Below are 19,071 nucleotides of genomic sequence, written 5' to 3'. Positions count from 1 at the left end.
AGAATTATGCTGAACGCCCGCCCTTCACAAGGCGCAGCTTCACCGGGCCGGGCTCATCCGGCGGCCGAGGCTCGCGCCATAGATCTGGAAAGTGAGCGCCGCACCGGGCATCGCGCCGTCGATGCGGGCCGCGCCACGGGCAATCGGCCGCTAGATACTCGATCAGGGCCTCAAGGCTGATTTCCGCGCTGTACTTCGCCGCCAGCCGCGCCAGCCGGTAGCTGCCGCGACGGTCACACAGCGTGCAGGCCACCCGCACGGTGACAAAGGGATATTCCGACAGCCGGTCGACCATCCGCGCCTGTTCCTGCCTGCATCTTCTGCCGCGCGCCAAAATAGAACGAAGTGAGAACATGGCAACCCTGCCCCGGCCCTAAGCGTCCGGTATAGCCCGCCCGCACCCGGGCCCAAGGCTTCTAAGCGGAGCCGCGCTAGTCGCGCGGCCGGTCCATCGCAGCGCGCCCGAGGGGCGCGCATGCGGCCGTCCGCCCCGCCGCCTCATGATCGCTCGGTTGATCCAGCGGGACAGCGGCGCGGCGGACAGTTGACGCAGGGGGTGCGGCCCTACGGTGCATGGGTGCGGTCGGCTATGCCGGGCGATGGGCTGGGGGTGAGACACCGCGACACCAGCCCGCGACACCTCCAAGCGAAATTCTCCTGATAAATCAACGGGCGCGACACTTGCGACACCGCGACACCTCACGCGCGCGTAATACGTGACGCGTGCGCGCGCGAGCGGGCGCATTAAGAGAGAGAGGTGTCTCAAGTGTCGCAAGTGTATCAAACAGTAAAAAGATCAATGAAATCGATCAGTTGACCCGCGACACCAGCCGCGACACTCGCGACACCCAATTAAAAACGGGGTGGATAAGTGAGCGAGCCGAAGCACGGCGTGGCGGCAGTGGTGTCAGGGGAGTTGAGGGGCACGCCGACGCCGGAAAATTCCGGCGCGGACGCGGCCGAGCAGCTGGACCTGCTGGGCGCGCAGGAGGCCGCGACGCCGCTCGGTCTCAAGGTGCGGAAACCGGCGGGACCGGGAAGGCCGGTCGGGGCCCAGAACCGCGTCACCCGCGACATCCGCAAGCTGATCCTGGCGAAGCACTGCCATCCGCTGCAGGCCATGGCCGAGATCTACTCCATGGATGCCAAGGAGCTGGCGACGCACCTGGGCTGCAAGCCGCTCGAAGCGATGAACCTGCAGCTGCGCGCGGCGGCCGAGCTGGCGCCGTACCTCGCGGCGAAGCAGGCGGCAGTCGATGACCACGGGCAGGCGGTCATGCCGACGCTGGTGATGAACTTCGGGGAAGGCACGCGCGCGCCGGCGGCGACGGATGGGCGGCGCGTGCTGTCCATCGACGCCATCGCGCGGGATGCGCAGCAATATCAGGCACTTAGCGAAAGCGAGCGCGGCGGGTCGCATGACGACTGGTCGCATTATGAGGCGGAAGGCATTGAAGATGCTGATGAAAACGACGATTAGCCTCATGATGGAAAATCATGGGTATCGCCGCGCGGTGCCCACGCGCGCGCGAGGGCGAGCCGTCCGGCCGTCGCAGGTGGCGCCTGCTGCACCCCATGCCGCCGCACCCCCCTCCCCCCCTGTCGCGCGGCGGCACGGCGCCCAAGGCCTCCCCCGAAGCGCCCCCCCACCCCTGCCCGCCCGGGCGTGCGTTCGCACACCGTTTCGGATTTCGGGCCGTTCAACCCGCGCGGGTTCGGTCGGGATGGGGTTCGAGGGTGCGGGCACCCCTGCCGCAGGACGGGAACGGGTCGGGGGGCGGCGATGAGCGAGGCGCCCGAAATTCTGCGAGCCTGGGAGCCGCCGGGGCCAGTCTCCGAGGCGTTCGCGCTCGACTTCACTTCGCTGGTGAAGGGCATCATGGGCCCGGTGGGTGGCGGCAAGACCACGACGTGCATCTTCGCGTCGCAGGCCTTCGCCGCCTCCATGCCGACCTGTCTGGACGGGGTCGTGCGCGCCAAGGGCGTGGTGGTGCGCGACAGCTTCCGCACGCTGGAAAAGACCACGCTGGCGAGCTGGTTCACCTGGTTCCCAAAGGACCATCCGTCCTGGACCTTCACCGGCGGCAATGACCGCCCGGCGGTGCACACGCTGCGCTTCCGCCTGCCGGGCGACCGCGTGCTTGAAAGCATCACCGAGTTCGTCGGCATCGGCGCGGCCCGCGTCGAGGATATTCTGCGCGGCTGGGAAGGCACATGGGGATGGCCGAACGAGGCCGATCTGATGTCCCCGGATGTGCTGGACTATCTGACCCAGCGCATTCGGCGCTATCCCTCCAAAAGAATGCTGCCGCCCGGCATTGATCCGCCCGGGCAAATCCTGATGGATTTCAACGCACCGGATGTGGACAATTACCTGCACGACCGGCTGGTTGAGAATAAGCCGGAAGGGTGGGGCTATTATCGCCAGCCCGGCGGGCTCGATGCCGACGCCGAAAACTTGCATAACCTTCCAAGTGACTATTACCAGCGGATGATGCAGGGCAAGCCTGACTGGTGGACCCGCCGTTTCATTCATAACAAGTGGGGTTATTCCCGCTCCGGCACCCCGGTCTATCCCGAATTCAACGAGACGCTGCACGTCGCGAAGAAGGATCTGGTCCCAGATCCTCACCTGCCCATCAAGATCGCGCTCGACGCGGGCGGCCACCCTTCGGCGATCATCTTGCAGCCGCAGCCCAACGGCCAGCTACGCCAGACCGATGAGCTGTATCTCGGTCAGGGTGTCGGCCCGACCCGTTTCGCACGGGAGCTGAGCAAGCTCCTGCTGGAACGGTACCGCTCGAACCCGTTGATGCCGGGTGTCTGCGATCCTTCCGCCATCCATGGCGCCGACAAGGAAGAGGGGGAGATGTCGTGGAATGAGATCATTGGCAAGGCGCTCGGCATCCCCGTGCTGCCGGCGGCATCCAACGACATCGGGCTGCGCACCGATGGCGTCCGCCAGCTGCTCACCACCCTGATAGACGGGCATTTGCCGGCCTATGTCGTGTCGCCGCACTGCAAATGGACCGTGCGCGGTTTCAGCTATGGCTACCGCTTCGTGCGGATCGGCGCGAACCCGCAAGCCAATTTCCGCACCCTCCCGGAGAAGAACGAATTCTCCAACGTGCAGGACGCGATCCAGTACGGCGTGATGGATCTCGTCGGGTTGCACGGCATCATCAACACCGCCGCCCGCGCCGGCCGCGCCCACCAGCGAGCCGAGCACCCCGCGCAGGCGCAGCGGCCCGGCGATTTCGACGTGTTCGCCATATGAGCGGGTTCAGCCTATCCGGCCTCACCCTCGCCGCCCCCTGCACGCGCGTGGACCTGGGCGAGGTCTATGGCGACCTGTCGCCCTTCGTCTGGGCCGTGGCCTGCCGGCAGATCGCGCTGGGGCCGAGCTACGCGATCACCGGGCCGGACGGCCGCGCGCTGTTCGTCGGGGGCTTCGTGCCCATGGCGGAGGCGTGGGAATGCTGGTTCCACGCGGCGCCGCAGGCCGCGCCGCACATGGTGGCGCTGCGCCGGCTCGCTCGGTTGACCCTGCTCGATCTGCCGCACTGTGACCCTCGCCCGGTGGAAACCGTCGTGCGCACGCCCGCCGGCGCGCGCATCGCCCGGATGCTGGGCTTTCAGCGAGCGCTCGTCGCGGACGGGCTTGAAATCTGGAGATGGAGCCGATGGGCAACGCCGTGAAGTCGATCTTCGGCATGGGTGACAAGCCCGACACCGGCGCGCAGCAGGGCGCGGCGCTGGCGAGCCTGCTGGCGCGCGACCAGGAGGCCAGCAAGGAACTGGCGGCCACGGGCGGGCGGCGCGGGCGCCGCACCGGCCGCTCCATGCTGACCTATCTGCAGGAAGACGGCACCGGCTCGCTGAACTGACGGGGACGGACCCACACCATGGCGCTCACCGTCAAGGAACTGAAGGCCCGGCGGGCCAAGGCCGATCAGGAATGGGCGGTGCTCAAGCCGCTCTATGACGAGGCCTATGACTTCGCCATCCCCTTCCGGCGCGGCATCCGCGAGACCGGCAAGGGCGACAAGCGGGTAAACCGCATCTTCGACATGACGGCCATGGTGAGCGCGTTCCGCGGTGCCGGGCGCGTGCAGCAGGATTTCTGCCCGCCCGGCGAGCAGTGGATCAAGTTCGAGCCCGGCCCGCTGGTGACCAACAAGCGCGAGCGGGACAAGCTGACCAAGGCGCTCGGTCAGGTGTCCGAGGTGGTTGCCTCAATGTTCCAGACCGGCGAATGGGACATGGCGTGCCATGAGATGTGCCTCGATCTGCAGGCGGGCACCGGCGCGCTGGTGATCGACGACGCGCCGAAAAACAACCGGGACAAGCTCGCCGCCTTCTTCTCGGTGCCGGCCGAGGATATCCGGCTGGAACTGGGTCTGTTCGGTGACATCGTCGGCCGCTTCTGGCGCCGCAAGGTGACGGCGCGGCTGGTCAAAGCCGCATGGCCCAACGCCACCTTCTCGCAGAAGCTGGGCGAGCGGATCGACAAGAAGCCCGATGACGAGCTCGACATCCAGCAGGACTGTACCTTCGATTATGAAACCGGCCGCTGGACGCTCCATGTCTACCACGACGATGACGAGACGCCGTTCCACACTCGGGAATACCGCACCTCGCCCTGGCTGACGCCGCGCTATTTCCGCGTGCCGGGCGAGACGTGGGGACGCGGGCCCATCCTGCTCGCCATGCCGGCGATCAAGACGCTGAACAAGGCGCAGGAGCTGACGCTCAAGGCCGCCGCCATCGCCATGCTCGGCATCTACACCGCGACCGAGGACGGCGTGTTCAACCCCAGCACGGCCGTGGTGGCGCCCGGCCAGTTCTGGAAGGTGCGGGCGAATGGCGGCGTGCTCGGCCCGTCCATCGCCCGCCTGCCGGAACCCCGGCTGGACCTCTCCAACATCGTGCTGAAAGAGCTGCAGATGGGCGTGCAGACCGCGCTCATGGACCAATCCCTGCCGCCGGATGGCGCGGCGGTGCGCTCCGCGACCGAGATCCTTGAGCGGGTGAAGCGCCTCGCCTCCGACCATCAGGGCGCCTCGGGGCGCCTGGTGCATGAAATCGTGGTGCCGGCCGGCCAGCGGGCGCTGGAAATCGCCTATGACGCCAAGGTCATTCCGCAGTTCATGGAAATCGACCAGCTGCTGATCAAGACCCGCGTCACCTCCCCCTTCGCCACGGCGCGCTACGCCCAGAAGGCGCAGGCCGGCGTGCAGTGGATCGAAATGGCGATGGCGATCGCCGGCCCCTATGCCGACCTGGTGGTGAACAAGGTCGATGCGCTGATCGACATCGGGCGCGGCCTTGGCGTGCCCGAGCAGTGGATCCCCACCAGCGACCAGCGCGACCAGATCACCCAGATGGTGAGCGAGCTGGTGGCGAAGACGCTCGCCGCAGCCGAGACGGCCGGACAGGCGCCGGCCGCCGTCCCCGACAACGCCGCAGCGGGAGCTTTGGCATGAACGACTTTCTGCACCCCGAGCGGGAGCCGGGCGGGATGCTCGACATGGCCCGCCTCATCGCCACGGCTGACAGCATGGGCTGGGAGTGGTTCGAGCAGCTGGCGCCGGGCACGGCGAAGGGCGACGCGAAAGCCGTGGCCCTCGCCATGGTGCGCAGCCAGCAGCTCACCGAGGCCATGGTGCGGCTCTCCGGCAACGCGGATTTCCAGCTGGTGCTGAACCACCTGGTGGACACCACCATTCTGCAGCCCGTGCAGTATGTCGCGCTCGGGTTGCCCATCGACCAGACGGCGCTGAACGCCGCACGGCGCGAGGGCGAGAACGCTCTCGTGTGGAAGCTCTTGAAGCTGATCGCCGAGGGCCGAAAGACGCCCATCGGCCCCACCCCCACGGAGAACAACGATGAAGTATCAGGGTCTTTGGGCGATGGTCCTGCGCAACGCGGACGCGGGCAGCGGCGGCGGAAACGCGCCGGCGGGTGACGCCGGCGCCGGCGGCAATGCTGGCGCGGGCCATGCCGGCGCGGCGGCGGCTGCCGCTGCCGCTGCTGCGGCGGGTGCTGGTGCGGCCGACCCGTGGAAGCGCGATTTCCTGCCGGAGAGCATGTATGGCGCCACGCCGGAGGAAACCTTTTCCAAGGTCGCCGATGCGTGGAAGGGCCTGCGCGAGGCCGAGAGCCGCCGGCCCCAGCCCGGCAAGAGCGCCGACGAGTATGTGCTCGATGTCTCGAAAAACGAGAAGCTGCAGCCCTATTTCGCCAATGCCGACACCGACCCCTTCGTGAAGCTGGCGAAGGATGTGGCGCATGAGATCGGCCTGCCGAAGGACCAGTTCACCGGCTTCGTCACCAAGCTGTTCGAGAAGGCGATCGACGGCAAGATGATGGGCCCGCTCTATTCGCCCGAGGCGGAGGCGCGCTCGCTGGGCGAGCGGCTGGCGCCGGGCAAGAGCTGGGCCGAGGCCAAGCCCATCGTGCAGAAGGCGCATGCCGACGCGCTCGGCTTCACCGAGGTGCTGGGCAAGCAGCTCGCGCTCACGGACGGCGCCAAGAGCCTGCTGGGCGCGCTGGTGGACGAGGCCGATGGCGTCGAGCTGGTGAACGCGCTCGCCGGCGCCATGAAGCCGGTGCCGGGCTTCGCCCTGCCGGGCGTGAAGGGCGGCGACACCGGCGGCTGGACGCAGGCCAAGCTCGATGCCGCCGTGGCGGATGAGCGTTATTCGCCTCTGTCGCCCAAATACGACAAGGGCTTCCGCGCCCAGGTGGACGCGGCTTTCCAGCAGTTTCACGGCAACTGACGCCTGCTGGCTCGGTTGACGCACGCTCGGCCGCGCGAGGATCGGTGCATTCCGTGGAATGCCCCGCGCGCGGCCCGGCCTTAACACCCCGGCGCCTCAAGCGGCCCTCGTCCCCGGAAGACAGGCAATCTTCCACATGAGGACCCCGGCCATGCTTCTGGCACCCAACTGGTTCGTTGAAGAATATCGTTCCAACGTCCGCCACATCTTCCAGTCCCAGGGCTTCAAGCTGAAGCCCACTGTGACGCCCGAGGGCAGCATCACCGGCAAGACGGTGAAGTTTCCCTATTTCGGCACCTTCGAGATGCAGGAAAAGACCCGTGGCGGCGAAACGCCCCCGGCCAACCCCGATCACGGGTTCGTCTCGGCGGATCTGAAGGACTATGACGCGCTGTATGAGATCCAGGAGGAGGATCTCAACAAGATGACCGCCAATGAGCGGCAGGCGGCCCAGCAGGCCGGCGGCATGGCAGTGGGCCGCAAGTCCGACAGCCTCATCATGAACGCCATGAATGCTGCCGTGGTCGCGGCCGGCTCGCGCACGTTCGGAACCGGCGGCGACTTCGGCTTCGAGGATGCTCTCCTCGCCTGCGAGGCGCTGGCCGACGACGACCAGGTGGTCTGGGACGGCAACGTGACCGCCGTCATCTCCTGGCGCTGGTGGCACATCCTGAGCCGCTACAAGGAGTTCAACAACGCGGAGTGGGTCGGCGCGGCCAATCTCGGCTTCCCGGCCGGCACGGTCGGCAAGCGCTGGAACAATGTGAACTGGGTGCCCTTCCAGAAGAAGGAACTGCTGATCCCGGCTGCGAACCAAGCCTATGGCTTCATCTTCCATCGCAACGCCGTCGGCTATGCGACGAACTATGAAGGCAAGGTCAACATCCAGTGGGACAACCGGCAGGGCTGCTGGACCGTCCGCTTCGACATGCAGTCCGTCGCCACCGCGCTCTATCCCGGCGCCTCGGGCATCTACCGCCTGCACTACGCGACCAACACGTCGCCGCAGAGCCCCGTCCAGCGCACCCAGACCGTTTCGTGATGCCGCGCGCCGCGCCCTCCCCGGCGCGGCGCCCCTGCCTTTTCCCCTTCACGCGAGGAATTCCCCATGGCTCTCGAACTGGCCAGCCTCAAGGCCTATCGCGCTGGCGCCTCCATCAAGGCTGCTGGCGCCCGCTCCTGCCGCCTCTGGCACTACGCCACCAATGACGACTGGTCGACGGTGAACACCACCGGCTACTGGAACGGCGCCCGCGCCCATATCGGTGTCGGCGATATCGTCCACATCTCCGGCGACCTCGACGGCACGCCCTTCTTCCGCTCGCTCATGTTCGCGACCGTGCCGGCGAGCGGCAATGTGACGGTGACGCAGATCGCCAACAGCTGACCCCGTTCGCCCCCTTCCGGGGCGATCCTCTGGTGGATCATCTCCTGGGCCAACTCCCCGGCGCCGAACCAGCGCCGGGGCTTTTTCCCCCGTCCGCCTTCCCGCCCCTGCCCCGAGGCCGCGATGCTCGAACCCGTCGATATCGTCAACGAAGCCGCCGCCCTCGCCGGGGCCAACCCGATCGGCAACCTCGACGACAATTCCAGCACCGCCGGCGCCATGAAGCTCGCCTATGACCGGCTGCTGGGCCACATGCTCGGCATTCACTGGTTTTCGTGGAGCCTGTCGACCCGGCAGCTCTCGCGCCTTTCGGACGTGGTGCCGCTGACCGGTTACAAATACGTCTTCGCGCTGCCGGGCGACCGCGTGGGCAACCCGCGCGCCATCATCGCCGACATCAAGAACCCCACCGCGCTCTATGCCGCCTTCCTGCTGGAAGGCGACCAGGTGCACGCCGATGACGAGCCGCTGTTCGCCCGCATCCGCGTGAAGGCACCGCCACGCCTGTGGAGCGGGCCGTTTCGCGAGGCCTTCACCGTCGCGCTCGCCGCCAATTTCGCGCTGTCGCTCAAGCGCAACCGGGCGCTGGCGGCCGACCTCTCGCTTGAGGCCTTCGGCTCCCCGTCGATGAACCAGCGCGGCGGCAAGATGCTCGCCGCCATTCTCGATGACGCGCAGTCGACGCCCTCGATGACCAACCCGGTGCAGGCGTGGGATCCGCTGACCACGGCGTGGGTGTCCTGACATGGCGGGCCAGCCGGGACGCCAGCAGTCGAGTTTCGCCAGCGGCGAGCTGGGCGACATGCTCGCCGAGCGCACCAACCTGAAATACTACCGCAGCGGCCTCACGCGGGCGGAAAACATCACCGTCTATCCGCAGGGGCCGGCCACGCTGCGCCCTTACACCCGCCAGCTCTCGCGCCGCCGGCGCACGCTGGAAGCCATCAGCCTCGCCGGCCCGACCTTCACCGCGCCGAATGGCGGCACGCCGGGCTACGCGCTGGACGGCAACACCGGCACGTTCCTCACCACCGTCTCGCTCTCCGGCGGGCCGCATGTGGTGATGACCATCGGCTTTGCTACGCCGCAGGCGGTGAGCGCCGTGGACGTGAACAACTATTTCGCCTCGGCCGGCACGGGACGCATCCTCGTCGAGTACCAGAACGGTGCCGGCGCCTGGATCGAGCTGAACCTCACCCGCAACCTGATCGGCAGCGGACGCAGCCGGCGCTTCTGCGCCCCGCCCGCCCAGCCGGTGACGGCCAGCCAGTGGCGCATTTCCGTGCGCGCGCTTTCCGCGCCGGCGGCGATCAATATCGGCGAGGTGCGGTTCTGGCGTGAGGGCACCAGCGTGACCGCCGCCAAGGTGCGGCCCTTCGCCTTCTCGCGCGAGGCGGCCTATGACATCGTGCTGATGGCGGGCCATGGCGATGTGTACTCCGCCGAGGGCGGCTGGCTCACCGGCTTCGCCCTGCCGCATAGCGCGGTGCAGATCGGCCGTTGGCGGCAGCGGCTGAATACGGCCATCCTGTTTTCGGACGGCACGCTGCAGCCCTGGCGCATCTTTCGCGAGAACGCGGATTATGAGTGGCAGACCGGCGCGTGGCCGCTCTCCAACATTCCCAACTATGATTTCGGCGACACCACCTATGGCAATGCGGTGCCGGCGATCTGGGCGCTCGGCTATGTGAACGTCTCCCCCGGCGACATCTTCACCATGACGGTCGATGGCGAGGAAACGGACGCGATCGAGATCGCGACCACCATTCCGCTGACCGCCGCCGAGGTGGCGTTCGCGCTCGACAAGCTGCCGAACATCAACCCCGGCTTTGTGGTGAGTTCCACGCTGGGCATCACCTTCAGCGGCGCCGGCAATGAAGGGCCGGTCACCATCAACAGCACCCGCGTGCTGAACCGGGGCGATGCCGCGATGAGCTATCGCCGCCTGCAGAAGGGCACGCTGGGCGGCGAATCGATCATTTCCGCCGGGCGCGGCTGGCCGCGTGCGGGCATCTTCTACCAGCAGCGGCTGATGATGGGCGGCGCGCGCCTGGTGCCGGCGTCGATCCTCGTCTCCATGTCCGGCGACTTCTCCAATTTCAACAGCGAGATTTCCGCTTCCACCGGCGGCTTCGTCGCGCCGATGGACACGGATGAAGACGAGCTGATCGAGGATTTCATCGTCGCGCGCTCGCTGCTGATCTTCACCAGCCGCAGCGAGTACTGGCTCACCAACAGCACCATCGACAAGCAGCAGGTGCTGAACCCGGTGAAGGCCTCGTCCCATGGCTGCGCGCCCGGCGTGCCGGTGGTGGAAAATGAGGGCGCCGCCGTGTTCGCCGACCGGGAAGGCTCGGTCATCTGCGAATTTCGCTACAACGAGACGGATCAGACCTTCGTCACCACGCGGCTGTCGCTGCTCGCCTCGCACCTGGTGACGGATGTGGCGGACCTCGCCTTGCGGCGCAGCACCTCGCGCAATGACGCGAATGTGCTGGCGGTGCTGCAGAAGGATGGCGCGCTCCGGCTGGTGACGCTGCTGCGGGCGCAGGACGTGACCGCCTTTTCCCGCGTGACCACGGACGGCCTGTTCCGCTCGATCTGCGTCAATGCCGCCAACCGCATGACGGCGCTGGTCGACCGGCAGGTGAATGGCGAGACGGTGCAGTTCGTGGAGCGCTTCGAGGACGGGCTGCTGCTCGACCAGGCGGTGACGAAAACGCTGTCCCCCGCCAGCGCCACGGTGACGGGCCTTGCCGACCATGAGGGCGCCTCGGTGTGGGCGATCGCGGACGGCAATGTGTTCGGCCCGTTCACGGTGAGCGCCGGCAGCATCACCCTGCCGGTGATCGCCAGCAGCGTGACGGTGGGCCGGTGGACGCCCTTCCTTGCCGAGACCCTGCCGCCGACGCGCGAGATCGGGCCGGACATCGTGACCCAATCCAATATCGGCTTTGCCACGGTGCGTGTCTCGCTCGCCGACACCACGTCGGTCGCGATCGGCGCCAACGGCCAGCCGGCCGAGGATGTGCCGCTGCTCGATTTCGGAACGGCGGCCCCGGCGCAAGAGCTGGCGGGCGGCTACACGGGCCTTCGCCAGCGCGACGGCATTCAGGGCAGCGCTGAGCGGCCGTCCATCGTGGTGACGCAGCTTCGGCCCGGGCGGATCACGCTGCGGGCGATCACGGGCGAAGGGGATATGTGATGCAGCTCGCGCTCTCGGCTTTCAGCGGCCTTCTGGGCGGCAGCGCGGCGGCGGTGCCCGTCGTCGGCGGTGCCGGTGCGCTCGCCGTGCCCACCTTTCTCGCCGGCGCCCCGGCCTCCGGCCTTGCCGCGGCGGCTGGCATTCCGGCGTCCCTCACCTCGCTGTTCGCGCCTGTCGGCTCCGCCGCCTCGGTGCTCTCCGGCACCACGACGGTGCTTTCCGCCATGCGGAACGTGGCCGCCGGCGAGGACAAGGCGGCGGAGGTCGAGACCAAGGCGCTGGACGATCGCGCGCAGGGCGCCCAGCGGCGCCGGCAGATGTCGCGCGAGGCCATTGACCTGATCGGCGGCAATGACGTGGCCGCCGCCGCCGCTGGTATCGACCTCGGCTATGGGCAGGCGGCCGATGCCCGCTCCCGCGTGCTCGACGATGTGCTGATGGAAAGCCAGATCGACCGCCAGCAGGAGGACGCCCGCACGATGAATTACCGCCGCATGTCGCGCCGCGCGCGATCCAGCGGGCGGCTGCAGGGATTTCTGGGGCTCGCCGAGGGCGGGCTCGGTCTCGCCGAGAGGTATGGCTGATGGCGCGCGGTCCCCTTCGTATCCAGCAGTTTCAGGCGCTGGCAAACCTCGGCACTTCGGTGGGCGGCACGTCCGGCATGGTCGCGGCGGAAGCCGAGGCGCTAAGCGCGACGGCGAACCGGCTGGGTCGCACGGCCGACCGCGCCGCCGCGCGCGAGGGCGAAATCGCCGGGACGCAGGCCGCGCTTGAGGGCAAGCCTGCCCTGCGCAACAGCGGCTCGATCTATGGCGAGAGCTTCGACCGCGCGGCGATTTCGACCTATGCCGACCAGCTCGACACGCGGCTCTACACCGAGGCGGACGCGCTAGCGCGGAAGCATGAGGCGGACCCCGCCGGGCTGCAGACCAGCCTGGCGGCGCTGCGCGAGACCATGCTCGCCAATGACGTGATCGGCGATCCGCGCCTGCAGGCGGCGTTCACCCGCTCCTTCGACCGGGTGTCGCTGGGCCATGTGCGCGCGGCCGAGCGGGCCGCGAAGACACGGGCCGAGCAGGCGCAGGCCGCCGCCGCCACCGAGGCGGTGAACGCCAGCCGGCGCAACCTCGAACAACAGGCCTATGCGCTGGGCACCGACCCCGAGGGGCTGGCGGCGACCGAGGAAGAAGCCGCGAAGGTGAGCGGCATCGTGAAGCGGGCCGAGGCCTCCGGCGCCATCGCGCCCGGATCGGCCGCGCGGCTGACCGCTTCCATCGACGCCGACCGCGCCGAGGCGCACCTGAAAGGCGAGTTCGACCGCCTGCCGGCCAGCGAGCGCAAGGGCTTCATCGACCGCATCACCGAGGACTTCAAGGCCGGCAAGGGGCTCGCCGGCAAGTTCGACCTGGACGGCTTCCAGAAGCTCGCCGGCTCTTTCGAGCGGCAGATGAGCGCCGACCAGGTGGCGGTGACCAAAAGCCAGAACATGATGAAGACGCAGGCAAGCAACATTCTGCGCCTTGCCAGCGAGGGCTATGGCATCGCCCCCGACCAGTGGGCGACGATCGAGACCGCCGCTGCCGCCGTGCCCGGCGGCGAGGACACGGTGAAGCAGCTGCGCACCGAGGCGGAATTTTTCCACACCCTTGCCAGCCGCTCGCCGGCCGAGGCTGAGGCGGCGATTTCCGCCATGAAGGCCAAAACCGGCGAGACCGGCGCCACGGCGGTGACCGCCGAGCGCAACCGCCGCGCCGATGCGTTCCTCAAGACGCAGGCGACGCAGCTGCGCGAGGATCCGCTCGGCTGGGCAGAGCGCGCCGGCATTTCCCGTGTGCCGGCCATCGACTTCGCCGACCCGGCGACGCTCTCCGCCCGTGGCGACGCGGCCGAGGCCGTGGCGACGCATTACGGCACGGCGCCGGTGTATCTGCGTCCGCAGGAGCGCGCGCAGCTCGCCCGCGCCATCGAGCAGGGCGGCGAGACCATGCTCGCCAGCGTGAACGCGATCACGGCCGGCTTTGGCGCCCGTGCCCCGGCCGTGCTGCGCGAGGTGTCGAAATCCGCGCCGGTGCTTGCCCATGTCGGCGGGCTGGCGCTCACGGGCGGCTCGCCGGAGTTCGCGGCCGACGTGGCCGAAGCCATCGCCATGCGGCGCGACCCCAATTTCAAGCCGCCCGCCTGGAAGCCGCAGCCCTTCCGCGACATGGCGGCGGAGGTGCTGGGCCCGGCTTTCGCCGCCGCACCGGAGGCGCTGCGCGCGGCCGAGACGACGGCCAAGACGGCTTTTGAAGCCCGCGCCTACCGTCGTGGCCTGTCGCCATCGCTCGGTGATGACGACAGCAAGGCGGCCTATGAGCGCACGCTGCAGGAAGCCGCCGGCGCCACCTTCGACCGGGCCGGCACCCAGTTCGGCGGTGTCGGCACCCATGGCGGCGGCTGGTTCTCGCGCGGCACGCCCGTGGTGGTGCCGCCCGATGTGCGGGCCGACCGCTTCTCCGATGTGATCGGCGCCATTCGTGACGAGGATCTGCCGGGCGGCATCGTCACCGCACGCGAGCTGTCCGGCGCCCGTCTGCTCGCCATCGGCCCCGGCCGCTACCGCGTCGCCCTTGGCGACCCCGAGAGCGAGGATCCGCAGTTCGTCACCGGGCCCGATGGCCGCGCCTGGACGCTGGATCTCAACGCGTTGGAACCGGCGCTGCGCAGCCGTGTGCCGGGGGCTTACAAGTGAGCTATTTTTTCGAGGATGACGCGCCGGCGCCCCTCATTCCCGAGGCGCAGCGCTACACCCGCCCGACGCCGCCAGCGCCGCTGCTCGATGCCGCCGCCGAGGCCTATTCGGCCAGCCGGGATCTTGCCCTCTATGTCGACAACACGGTGGGCCGTGCCAACGCCATCGAGGAAGCCTATGACCGGCGGATCGACGCCGTGCACAAGGCGACCGGCGTGCGGCTCGACAATCCTGTGCGGCTGGCGACACCACCCGGCCAGTGGATCGACCAGGCGCGCGCCCTTGGCTTGCCCGCCGACAGCGGGCCGGCGGCGGCGCGCGAGGCGCTGGTGGGCAAGGCCGAAAGCGATTTCGCCGCACGGCTGCGCGAGCTTGCCGATGGCCTGCCGGACACCGAGCGGGCGAAGCGCGCCGCCATCGCCGCCGACCAGCCGCTGATGGAGGATGCCCGCGCGCTCGGCCGCGATGCCGCCAACCGTGCCGCCACGGCCGCCCCGGGCCGGCCCTATACCCGCTTTCTCGCCGGGCTCGCCGGCGGCGTCGCCGGCTCTTTCCGCGACCCGCTCAATCTGGGCATCGCCGCGGCCACGGGCCCGATCGGCTTCGCGCGCACCGGTGGCTGGCTGGTGCTGCGCAATATCCTTGGCGACGCCGTGGTGAATGCAGCCGGCGAGGCCGCGCTGCAGCCGGCGATCATGGCATGGCGCCGCGAGCTGGGGCTCGATGCGGGCTTAGGTGAAGCCGCCGCCAATATTGGCGGTGCCGCGCTGTTCGGCGGGGCGATCCGGGGCGCGCTGGAAGCGCCGGGCGTTGTCCGGTCTCTCCGGGGTTCGGAGGGCGCCGCCGCGCCGCAGGGCGCGCCGCTGGCGGCGACGACGGAGGCTCCGGCTACCCTGCCAGCCAAAAGCGCTGGTGAGTCTGTGCGCCCGCCTGAAGCGGCGCCCACCATCCGCGCCGCGCTGGATGGCGATGAAGACGCGATGATCCGTGCCGCGCGCGAGGGCGGCGATGCGCTGGACCCGGCCGCGCTCGCCGCCGCCGAGGCGCTGGAAGCGGACAGGCTGTTGCGGAGCCTGCGGCCCGAGGATGTGCCCGAGGGCGACCATGCCCGCAATCTCGCCCAGGCGGTGCGCTTCGCCGAGGCGCCGGATGACGAGATGCCGGCGCTGCCCTTCGACCCGGTGCCGGCACGCCGCGAGGACGCCCCGCCGCTGCCGGATGCCGCGCCGGGCCAGCGCTTCGACTACCTCAAGAAGCCGGTTACCTTCGAGACGGTCGACGCGGCCCGGCTCGGCACAGATGCCATAACCTTCCAGTACAAGGGTGGCGGCGACGCCGGCGGCGTGACCGAGCGACTGCGCAGCGTGACGCGCTGGGACAATCTCGCCTCCGGCAAGGTGGTAGTATTCGAGCGTGCCGATGGGTCGCGCGTCATCGCGGACGGTCACCAGCGGCTGGGCCTCGCCAAGCGCCTGCTCGCCGAAGGGCGCGAACAGCGGGTGGAGCTGAACGGCTTCGTGTTCCGGGAGGCCGATGGCTGGACGCCGGCCGATGTCCGCGCAATCGCGGCGAAGAAGAACCTGCAGGAAGGTTCCGGCGACGTGGTGGACACGGCCCGCGTGCTGCGCGAGGCGCCGACCATCCTTGACGGCTCGGTGCCCACGGGCTCGGAACATATGCGCCAGGCGCGCGGGCTCGCCCGGTTGTCGGACGAGGCGTTCGGCATGGTGGTGAACGGGCGGCTGGCGCCGAACCATGCCGCCGTGGTCGGTGAGCTGATGGCCGACAAGGGGCTGCATGGCGCCGCTGTCGATCTGCTCGCCCAGGCCGAGGATCTGACCGCGAGCCGCGCCCGCTTCATGGTCGCGGACATGGCGCGGGCGCCGGCGCGACGCGAGGTGCAGGAGACGCTGCTCGGCATCTTCGAGCGCTCCATTCCGCTGGTGGCGGAACGCGCCCGCGTGCTGGACCGCGCGCTCGGCGCCCTGCGCAAGGAAAAGAGCGCCTTCCGCACCGTGCTCGCCGCCCGCCAGACGCTGGAAGGCGCCGGCAATGTGATCGAGGAAGCCGGATCGCGCGAGGCGATCGACGCCGCCGGCGAAGCCATTGGCGCGATCGAGCGGCTGGCTTTCCGCCATGGCGCGATTTCCGACGCGCTGGACCGGGCGGCGCAGGCGCTCGCCGGCGGCACGCGGATCGGCGACGCCACGGATGCCTTCGTGCGCGAGGTGACGGAGCTGGTGGACCAGCGCGGGCTGATGGCGCTGGCGACCGACGAGGCGCCGCCGCCGCGCGTCATGATGGATGACCCGACCGGTGCGGAAGCGGTGCAGCAGGCCGATGGGCTCTATGGCGATCTGTTCAGCCCCGAACGCAAGCCCGCCGGGCCCGAGCAGCGCCAGCTCGATGATGTGACCCACACCGAGGACATGTTCCTTGGCCTGAAACAGTGCGCCCTGGGAGGCGAGAGCAATGGCTAGTTTCGGCGACTGCATCCGCAACATGATCGACGCGGACGTGATCACGCCCGACGAGGCCAGGGAGCTGAATGCCGCCTATGAGCGGATCCGCACCCAGAAGGCCAGCGCCATGGGCGAGGCGGCGGCCGACGCGGCGGCGCAGGCGGAAATGCTGAAACGGCTGGAAGCCGAAGCCAAGCACAAGAAGCGCCGCGCCCTGCTCGCCATCGCCGCCCAGCGCCGCGTGACCGCCCAGCTCGACAGCTTCCGCGACCCCTCGGGTGCGCCCGATATCGGCCTCGCCGCCATCAACCTGCTCGAAAACTACGGCCGCGCTGGCTATTCGTCGGTCGCCGGCCGGTTCAAATCCATCGTCGGCATGGCGCAGGCCGAGCTTGAGGGCCTGCTGCACGAGTTCCGCCGCACGGCCGTGCTCGGCACCCGTATGAACCGGCCCCGCCTCGAGCATGTGGTGCGCGAGCTTTTTGGCGAAGCGAGCGGCGACCCGATGGCGGGCGCGCTGGCGCGCAGTTGGGACGCGGTGTCGGATGGCCTTCGCCAGCGCTTCAACGCCGCCGGCGGCGCCATCCAGAAGCTGGAACGTTGGGGCCTGCCGCAGAGCCATGATCGCCGCGCGGTGATGAAGCGCGGGCGCGAGGGCTGGATCGCCGACACTCTGCCCCGGCTGGACCCCGACCGCATGGTGCATCCGTTGACTGGCGAGGCCATTCCGCCGGAGGAGCTGCGTTCCGTGCTCGGTGAAGTCTGGGACAGCATCGTCACCGAGGGCTGGAACCGGCGCGAACCGGCGGCGGTGCCCTTCGGCCGAGGCGCCGTTTCCAACCAGCGCACGGACCATCGCTTCCTGGTGTTCAAAAGCGCGGATGACTGGCTGGCCTATCAGGGGCAGTTCGGCCAGCCGGACCCGTTTGCGAGCATGATGGACCATATCAACGGCATGGCCCGCGACATCGCCGCCATGGAGGTGCTGGGCCCGAACCCGGCCGCCACCGTGGAATGGCTGAAGCAGACGGTGCAGAAGGAAACGGCGCTCGCCGAGGCGGGCAAGCCGAACCGCATGAAGGCCGGCCGCTATCCCGGCCTTGGGATGCGGGCGACCGGCAATGTCACCGTGGCCGAGATTGAGGGGCTGTGGAGCGAGTTGCGCGGCGGCGTCAGCGCCGCCAGCGATACGCTCGCCGGTGTCGCCGCCGGCATCCGCAACTGGCTGGTGGCGTCGAAGCTGGGCGGCGCCACGCTGTCGGCCGTCACCGGCGATCCCGTCACCATGGCGGTCGCGCGCAAATTCATCGGCCTGCCGGCGGTGAACACCACGGTGTCGCTGGCCCGCCAGTTCCGCGGAGCCGCCCAGCGTGAGGCGGTTGCCGCCGGCCTCATCAACGAGGAAGCCATGCATGTGCTGCGCGAGCAGGCGCGCTGGGCCGGTTCGCTTGGCGGGCCGGAATGGACGCGCTGGCTTCCCGATCGCGTGCTCGCCTGGAACGGGCTGCAAGCCTGGACCCGGGCGGCAAAGCACAGCTTCGGCCGCGAGATGCAGGCCTTTCTCGGCAACCGGCTTGGCGATGCGTGGGAGGATCTTCCGGCCGAGTTCACCCGTGCGGCGCAGGGCTATGGCCTGAACGCCGCCGACTGGGCGGTGATGCAGAAGGCGGCGGCGCAGGACATCGAGGGCGCCCGCTTCCTGCGACCGGGCGACATCGCCGCCGTGAACGATCCCCGCGCCCGCGACGTGGCGGAACGCTGGCTGGAAATGATCCTCGCCGAGACCGAATATGCCATCCCCTCCGGCACGGCGCGCGGGCGGGCGCTGCTGATCGGCAACTCCCCGCCGGGAACGATCTGGGGCGAGCTGCGCCGCAGCGCCGCCATGTTCCGTTCCTTCTCGGTCTCCATCGCCATGACGCAGGGCGCGCGCCTCGCGGCCGAAATAAGCGGGGGCTGGACGTGGGCGCGCGGGGCTCCCTATGCAGGCGCGCTGGTGGTGTCGCTCACCCTTGGCGGCGCGCTCGGCATGTGGCTGAAACAGATCGCCGCCGGCAAGGATCCGCAGAAGCCGGACACCATGGACTTCTGGATTGCCGCCATGGCGCAGGGCGGCGGGCTCGGCATTTTCGGCGATTTCCTGTTCGCGGACTATTCCCGCTTCGGCAACGGGCTTGCGTCCACCATCCTCGGGCCCGGCGTCTCGGCGGTCGAGGATGTGTGGAAGGCCACCGGCGGACAGGTGCGCAAGGCCGCGACGGGGCAGGAGACCAACCTCTCCGAGGAAACGCTCAAGCTGCTGCGCAACTACACGCCCGGCGGCACGATCTGGTACGCCCGCACGGCCTATACCCGCGTGCTGCTGGATCAGCTGCAGCACCTGACGGACCCCAAGGCGGCCAAGCGCTTCAAGACGCAGGTGCAGAATGCGCGGCGCGAGCGTGACCAGGGCTTCTGGTGGATGCCGGGCGAGGCGACGCCGGATCGTCTACCGGCGCCGTAAG

At 69.1% G+C, this 19,071-nt stretch carries 16 protein-coding genes; 15 read left to right on the top strand and 1 reads right to left on the bottom strand.

Going from position 1 to position 19,071, the window contains the following annotated elements:
* Positions 1–4 precede the first annotated feature (4 nt).
* Positions 5–295, bottom strand: coding sequence for a hypothetical protein (locus tag AncyloWKF20_RS05570; protein WP_279316907.1), 291 nt, complete (start codon positions 293–295; stop codon positions 5–7).
* 576 nt (positions 296–871) lie between these two features.
* Between AncyloWKF20_RS05570 and AncyloWKF20_RS05565 the strand changes: the two genes are divergently transcribed.
* The 15 genes from AncyloWKF20_RS05565 (at position 872) to AncyloWKF20_RS05495 (ending at position 19,070) form a co-directional block, all read left to right on the top strand.
* Positions 872–1,480, top strand: a complete 609-nt coding sequence (locus AncyloWKF20_RS05565) for a hypothetical protein (RefSeq protein ID WP_279316906.1) — start codon at positions 872–874, stop codon at positions 1,478–1,480.
* A gap of 186 nt (positions 1,481–1,666) precedes the next feature.
* Positions 1,667–3,277 carry a hypothetical protein gene (locus AncyloWKF20_RS05560; RefSeq protein WP_279316905.1) on the top strand — a complete coding sequence of 537 codons (1,611 nt, stop codon included), beginning with the start codon at positions 1,667–1,669 and terminating at the stop codon, positions 3,275–3,277.
* On the top strand, positions 3,274–3,699 hold the full coding sequence (locus tag AncyloWKF20_RS05555; RefSeq protein ID WP_279316904.1) for a hypothetical protein: 426 nt from the start codon (positions 3,274–3,276) through the stop codon (positions 3,697–3,699). The genes AncyloWKF20_RS05560 and AncyloWKF20_RS05555 overlap by 4 nt, the downstream gene beginning before the upstream one ends.
* Positions 3,684–3,887, top strand: coding sequence for a hypothetical protein (locus AncyloWKF20_RS05550; RefSeq protein WP_279316903.1), 204 nt, complete (start codon positions 3,684–3,686; stop codon positions 3,885–3,887). The genes AncyloWKF20_RS05555 and AncyloWKF20_RS05550 overlap by 16 nt, the downstream gene beginning before the upstream one ends.
* A gap of 18 nt (positions 3,888–3,905) precedes the next feature.
* On the top strand, positions 3,906–5,486 hold the full coding sequence (locus AncyloWKF20_RS05545) for a portal protein (RefSeq protein WP_279316902.1): 1,581 nt from the start codon (positions 3,906–3,908) through the stop codon (positions 5,484–5,486).
* Entirely contained in the window at positions 5,483–5,968 is a 486-nt protein-coding gene (locus tag AncyloWKF20_RS05540) for a hypothetical protein (RefSeq protein ID WP_279316901.1), read from the top strand. Before AncyloWKF20_RS05545 ends, AncyloWKF20_RS05540 begins: the two co-directional genes overlap by 4 nt.
* Positions 5,889–6,782: a hypothetical protein gene (locus tag AncyloWKF20_RS05535; RefSeq protein ID WP_279316900.1), complete on the top strand. Its 894-nt coding sequence runs from the start codon at positions 5,889–5,891 to the stop codon at positions 6,780–6,782. The genes AncyloWKF20_RS05540 and AncyloWKF20_RS05535 overlap by 80 nt, the downstream gene beginning before the upstream one ends.
* A 151-nt stretch (positions 6,783–6,933) precedes the next feature.
* Positions 6,934–7,824, top strand: coding sequence for a phage capsid protein (locus AncyloWKF20_RS05530; protein WP_279316899.1), 891 nt, complete (start codon positions 6,934–6,936; stop codon positions 7,822–7,824).
* Positions 7,825–7,890: 66 nt separating this feature from the next.
* Complete coding sequence (locus AncyloWKF20_RS05525) at positions 7,891–8,169, top strand: hypothetical protein (RefSeq protein ID WP_279316898.1); 279 nt, start codon at positions 7,891–7,893, stop codon at positions 8,167–8,169.
* Between the two features lie 123 nt (positions 8,170–8,292).
* Positions 8,293–8,913: a hypothetical protein gene (locus AncyloWKF20_RS05520; RefSeq protein ID WP_279316897.1), complete on the top strand. Its 621-nt coding sequence runs from the start codon at positions 8,293–8,295 to the stop codon at positions 8,911–8,913.
* Position 8,914: 1 nt separating this feature from the next.
* Positions 8,915–11,374 carry a hypothetical protein gene (locus AncyloWKF20_RS05515; protein WP_279316896.1) on the top strand — a complete coding sequence of 820 codons (2,460 nt, stop codon included), beginning with the start codon at positions 8,915–8,917 and terminating at the stop codon, positions 11,372–11,374.
* Positions 11,374–11,958 (top strand): hypothetical protein, encoded by a 585-nt coding sequence (locus AncyloWKF20_RS05510; RefSeq protein WP_279316895.1) that lies wholly within the window; start codon positions 11,374–11,376, stop codon positions 11,956–11,958. Before AncyloWKF20_RS05515 ends, AncyloWKF20_RS05510 begins: the two co-directional genes overlap by 1 nt.
* Positions 11,958–14,105, top strand: a complete 2,148-nt coding sequence (locus tag AncyloWKF20_RS05505) for a hypothetical protein (RefSeq protein WP_279316894.1) — start codon at positions 11,958–11,960, stop codon at positions 14,103–14,105. Before AncyloWKF20_RS05510 ends, AncyloWKF20_RS05505 begins: the two co-directional genes overlap by 1 nt.
* Complete coding sequence (locus AncyloWKF20_RS05500) at positions 14,102–16,585, top strand: hypothetical protein (protein ID WP_279316893.1); 2,484 nt, start codon at positions 14,102–14,104, stop codon at positions 16,583–16,585. The genes AncyloWKF20_RS05505 and AncyloWKF20_RS05500 overlap by 4 nt, the downstream gene beginning before the upstream one ends.
* Positions 16,578–19,070 carry a hypothetical protein gene (locus AncyloWKF20_RS05495; protein ID WP_279316892.1) on the top strand — a complete coding sequence of 831 codons (2,493 nt, stop codon included), beginning with the start codon at positions 16,578–16,580 and terminating at the stop codon, positions 19,068–19,070. Before AncyloWKF20_RS05500 ends, AncyloWKF20_RS05495 begins: the two co-directional genes overlap by 8 nt.
* Position 19,071: the final 1 nt, after the last annotated feature.

This window comes from Ancylobacter sp. WKF20 (assembly GCF_029760895.1).
Lineage (GTDB): Bacteria > Pseudomonadota > Alphaproteobacteria > Rhizobiales > Xanthobacteraceae > Ancylobacter.
Note: the sequence above shows the minus strand (reverse complement) of the source record. Positions and strands in the feature narration are given on the sequence as shown.

Excerpts from the sequence above, each read along its gene's own strand:
- AncyloWKF20_RS05570 (WP_279316907.1), bottom strand. The coding sequence starts at position 295 with ATGGTCGACCGGCTGTCGGAATATCCCTTTGTCACCGTGCGGGTGGCC.
- AncyloWKF20_RS05555 (WP_279316904.1), top strand. The coding sequence starts at position 3,274 with ATGAGCGGGTTCAGCCTATCCGGCCTCACCCTCGCCGCCCCCTGCACG.
- AncyloWKF20_RS05550 (WP_279316903.1), top strand. The coding sequence starts at position 3,684 with ATGGGCAACGCCGTGAAGTCGATCTTCGGCATGGGTGACAAGCCCGAC.
- AncyloWKF20_RS05545 (WP_279316902.1), top strand. The coding sequence starts at position 3,906 with ATGGCGCTCACCGTCAAGGAACTGAAGGCCCGGCGGGCCAAGGCCGAT.
- AncyloWKF20_RS05540 (WP_279316901.1), top strand. The coding sequence starts at position 5,483 with ATGAACGACTTTCTGCACCCCGAGCGGGAGCCGGGCGGGATGCTCGAC.
- AncyloWKF20_RS05535 (WP_279316900.1), top strand. The coding sequence starts at position 5,889 with ATGAAGTATCAGGGTCTTTGGGCGATGGTCCTGCGCAACGCGGACGCG.
- AncyloWKF20_RS05530 (WP_279316899.1), top strand. The coding sequence starts at position 6,934 with ATGCTTCTGGCACCCAACTGGTTCGTTGAAGAATATCGTTCCAACGTC.
- AncyloWKF20_RS05525 (WP_279316898.1), top strand. The coding sequence starts at position 7,891 with ATGGCTCTCGAACTGGCCAGCCTCAAGGCCTATCGCGCTGGCGCCTCC.
- AncyloWKF20_RS05520 (WP_279316897.1), top strand. The coding sequence starts at position 8,293 with ATGCTCGAACCCGTCGATATCGTCAACGAAGCCGCCGCCCTCGCCGGG.
- AncyloWKF20_RS05515 (WP_279316896.1), top strand. The coding sequence starts at position 8,915 with ATGGCGGGCCAGCCGGGACGCCAGCAGTCGAGTTTCGCCAGCGGCGAG.
- AncyloWKF20_RS05510 (WP_279316895.1), top strand. The coding sequence starts at position 11,374 with ATGCAGCTCGCGCTCTCGGCTTTCAGCGGCCTTCTGGGCGGCAGCGCG.
- AncyloWKF20_RS05505 (WP_279316894.1), top strand. The coding sequence starts at position 11,958 with ATGGCGCGCGGTCCCCTTCGTATCCAGCAGTTTCAGGCGCTGGCAAAC.
- AncyloWKF20_RS05495 (WP_279316892.1), top strand. The coding sequence starts at position 16,578 with ATGGCTAGTTTCGGCGACTGCATCCGCAACATGATCGACGCGGACGTG.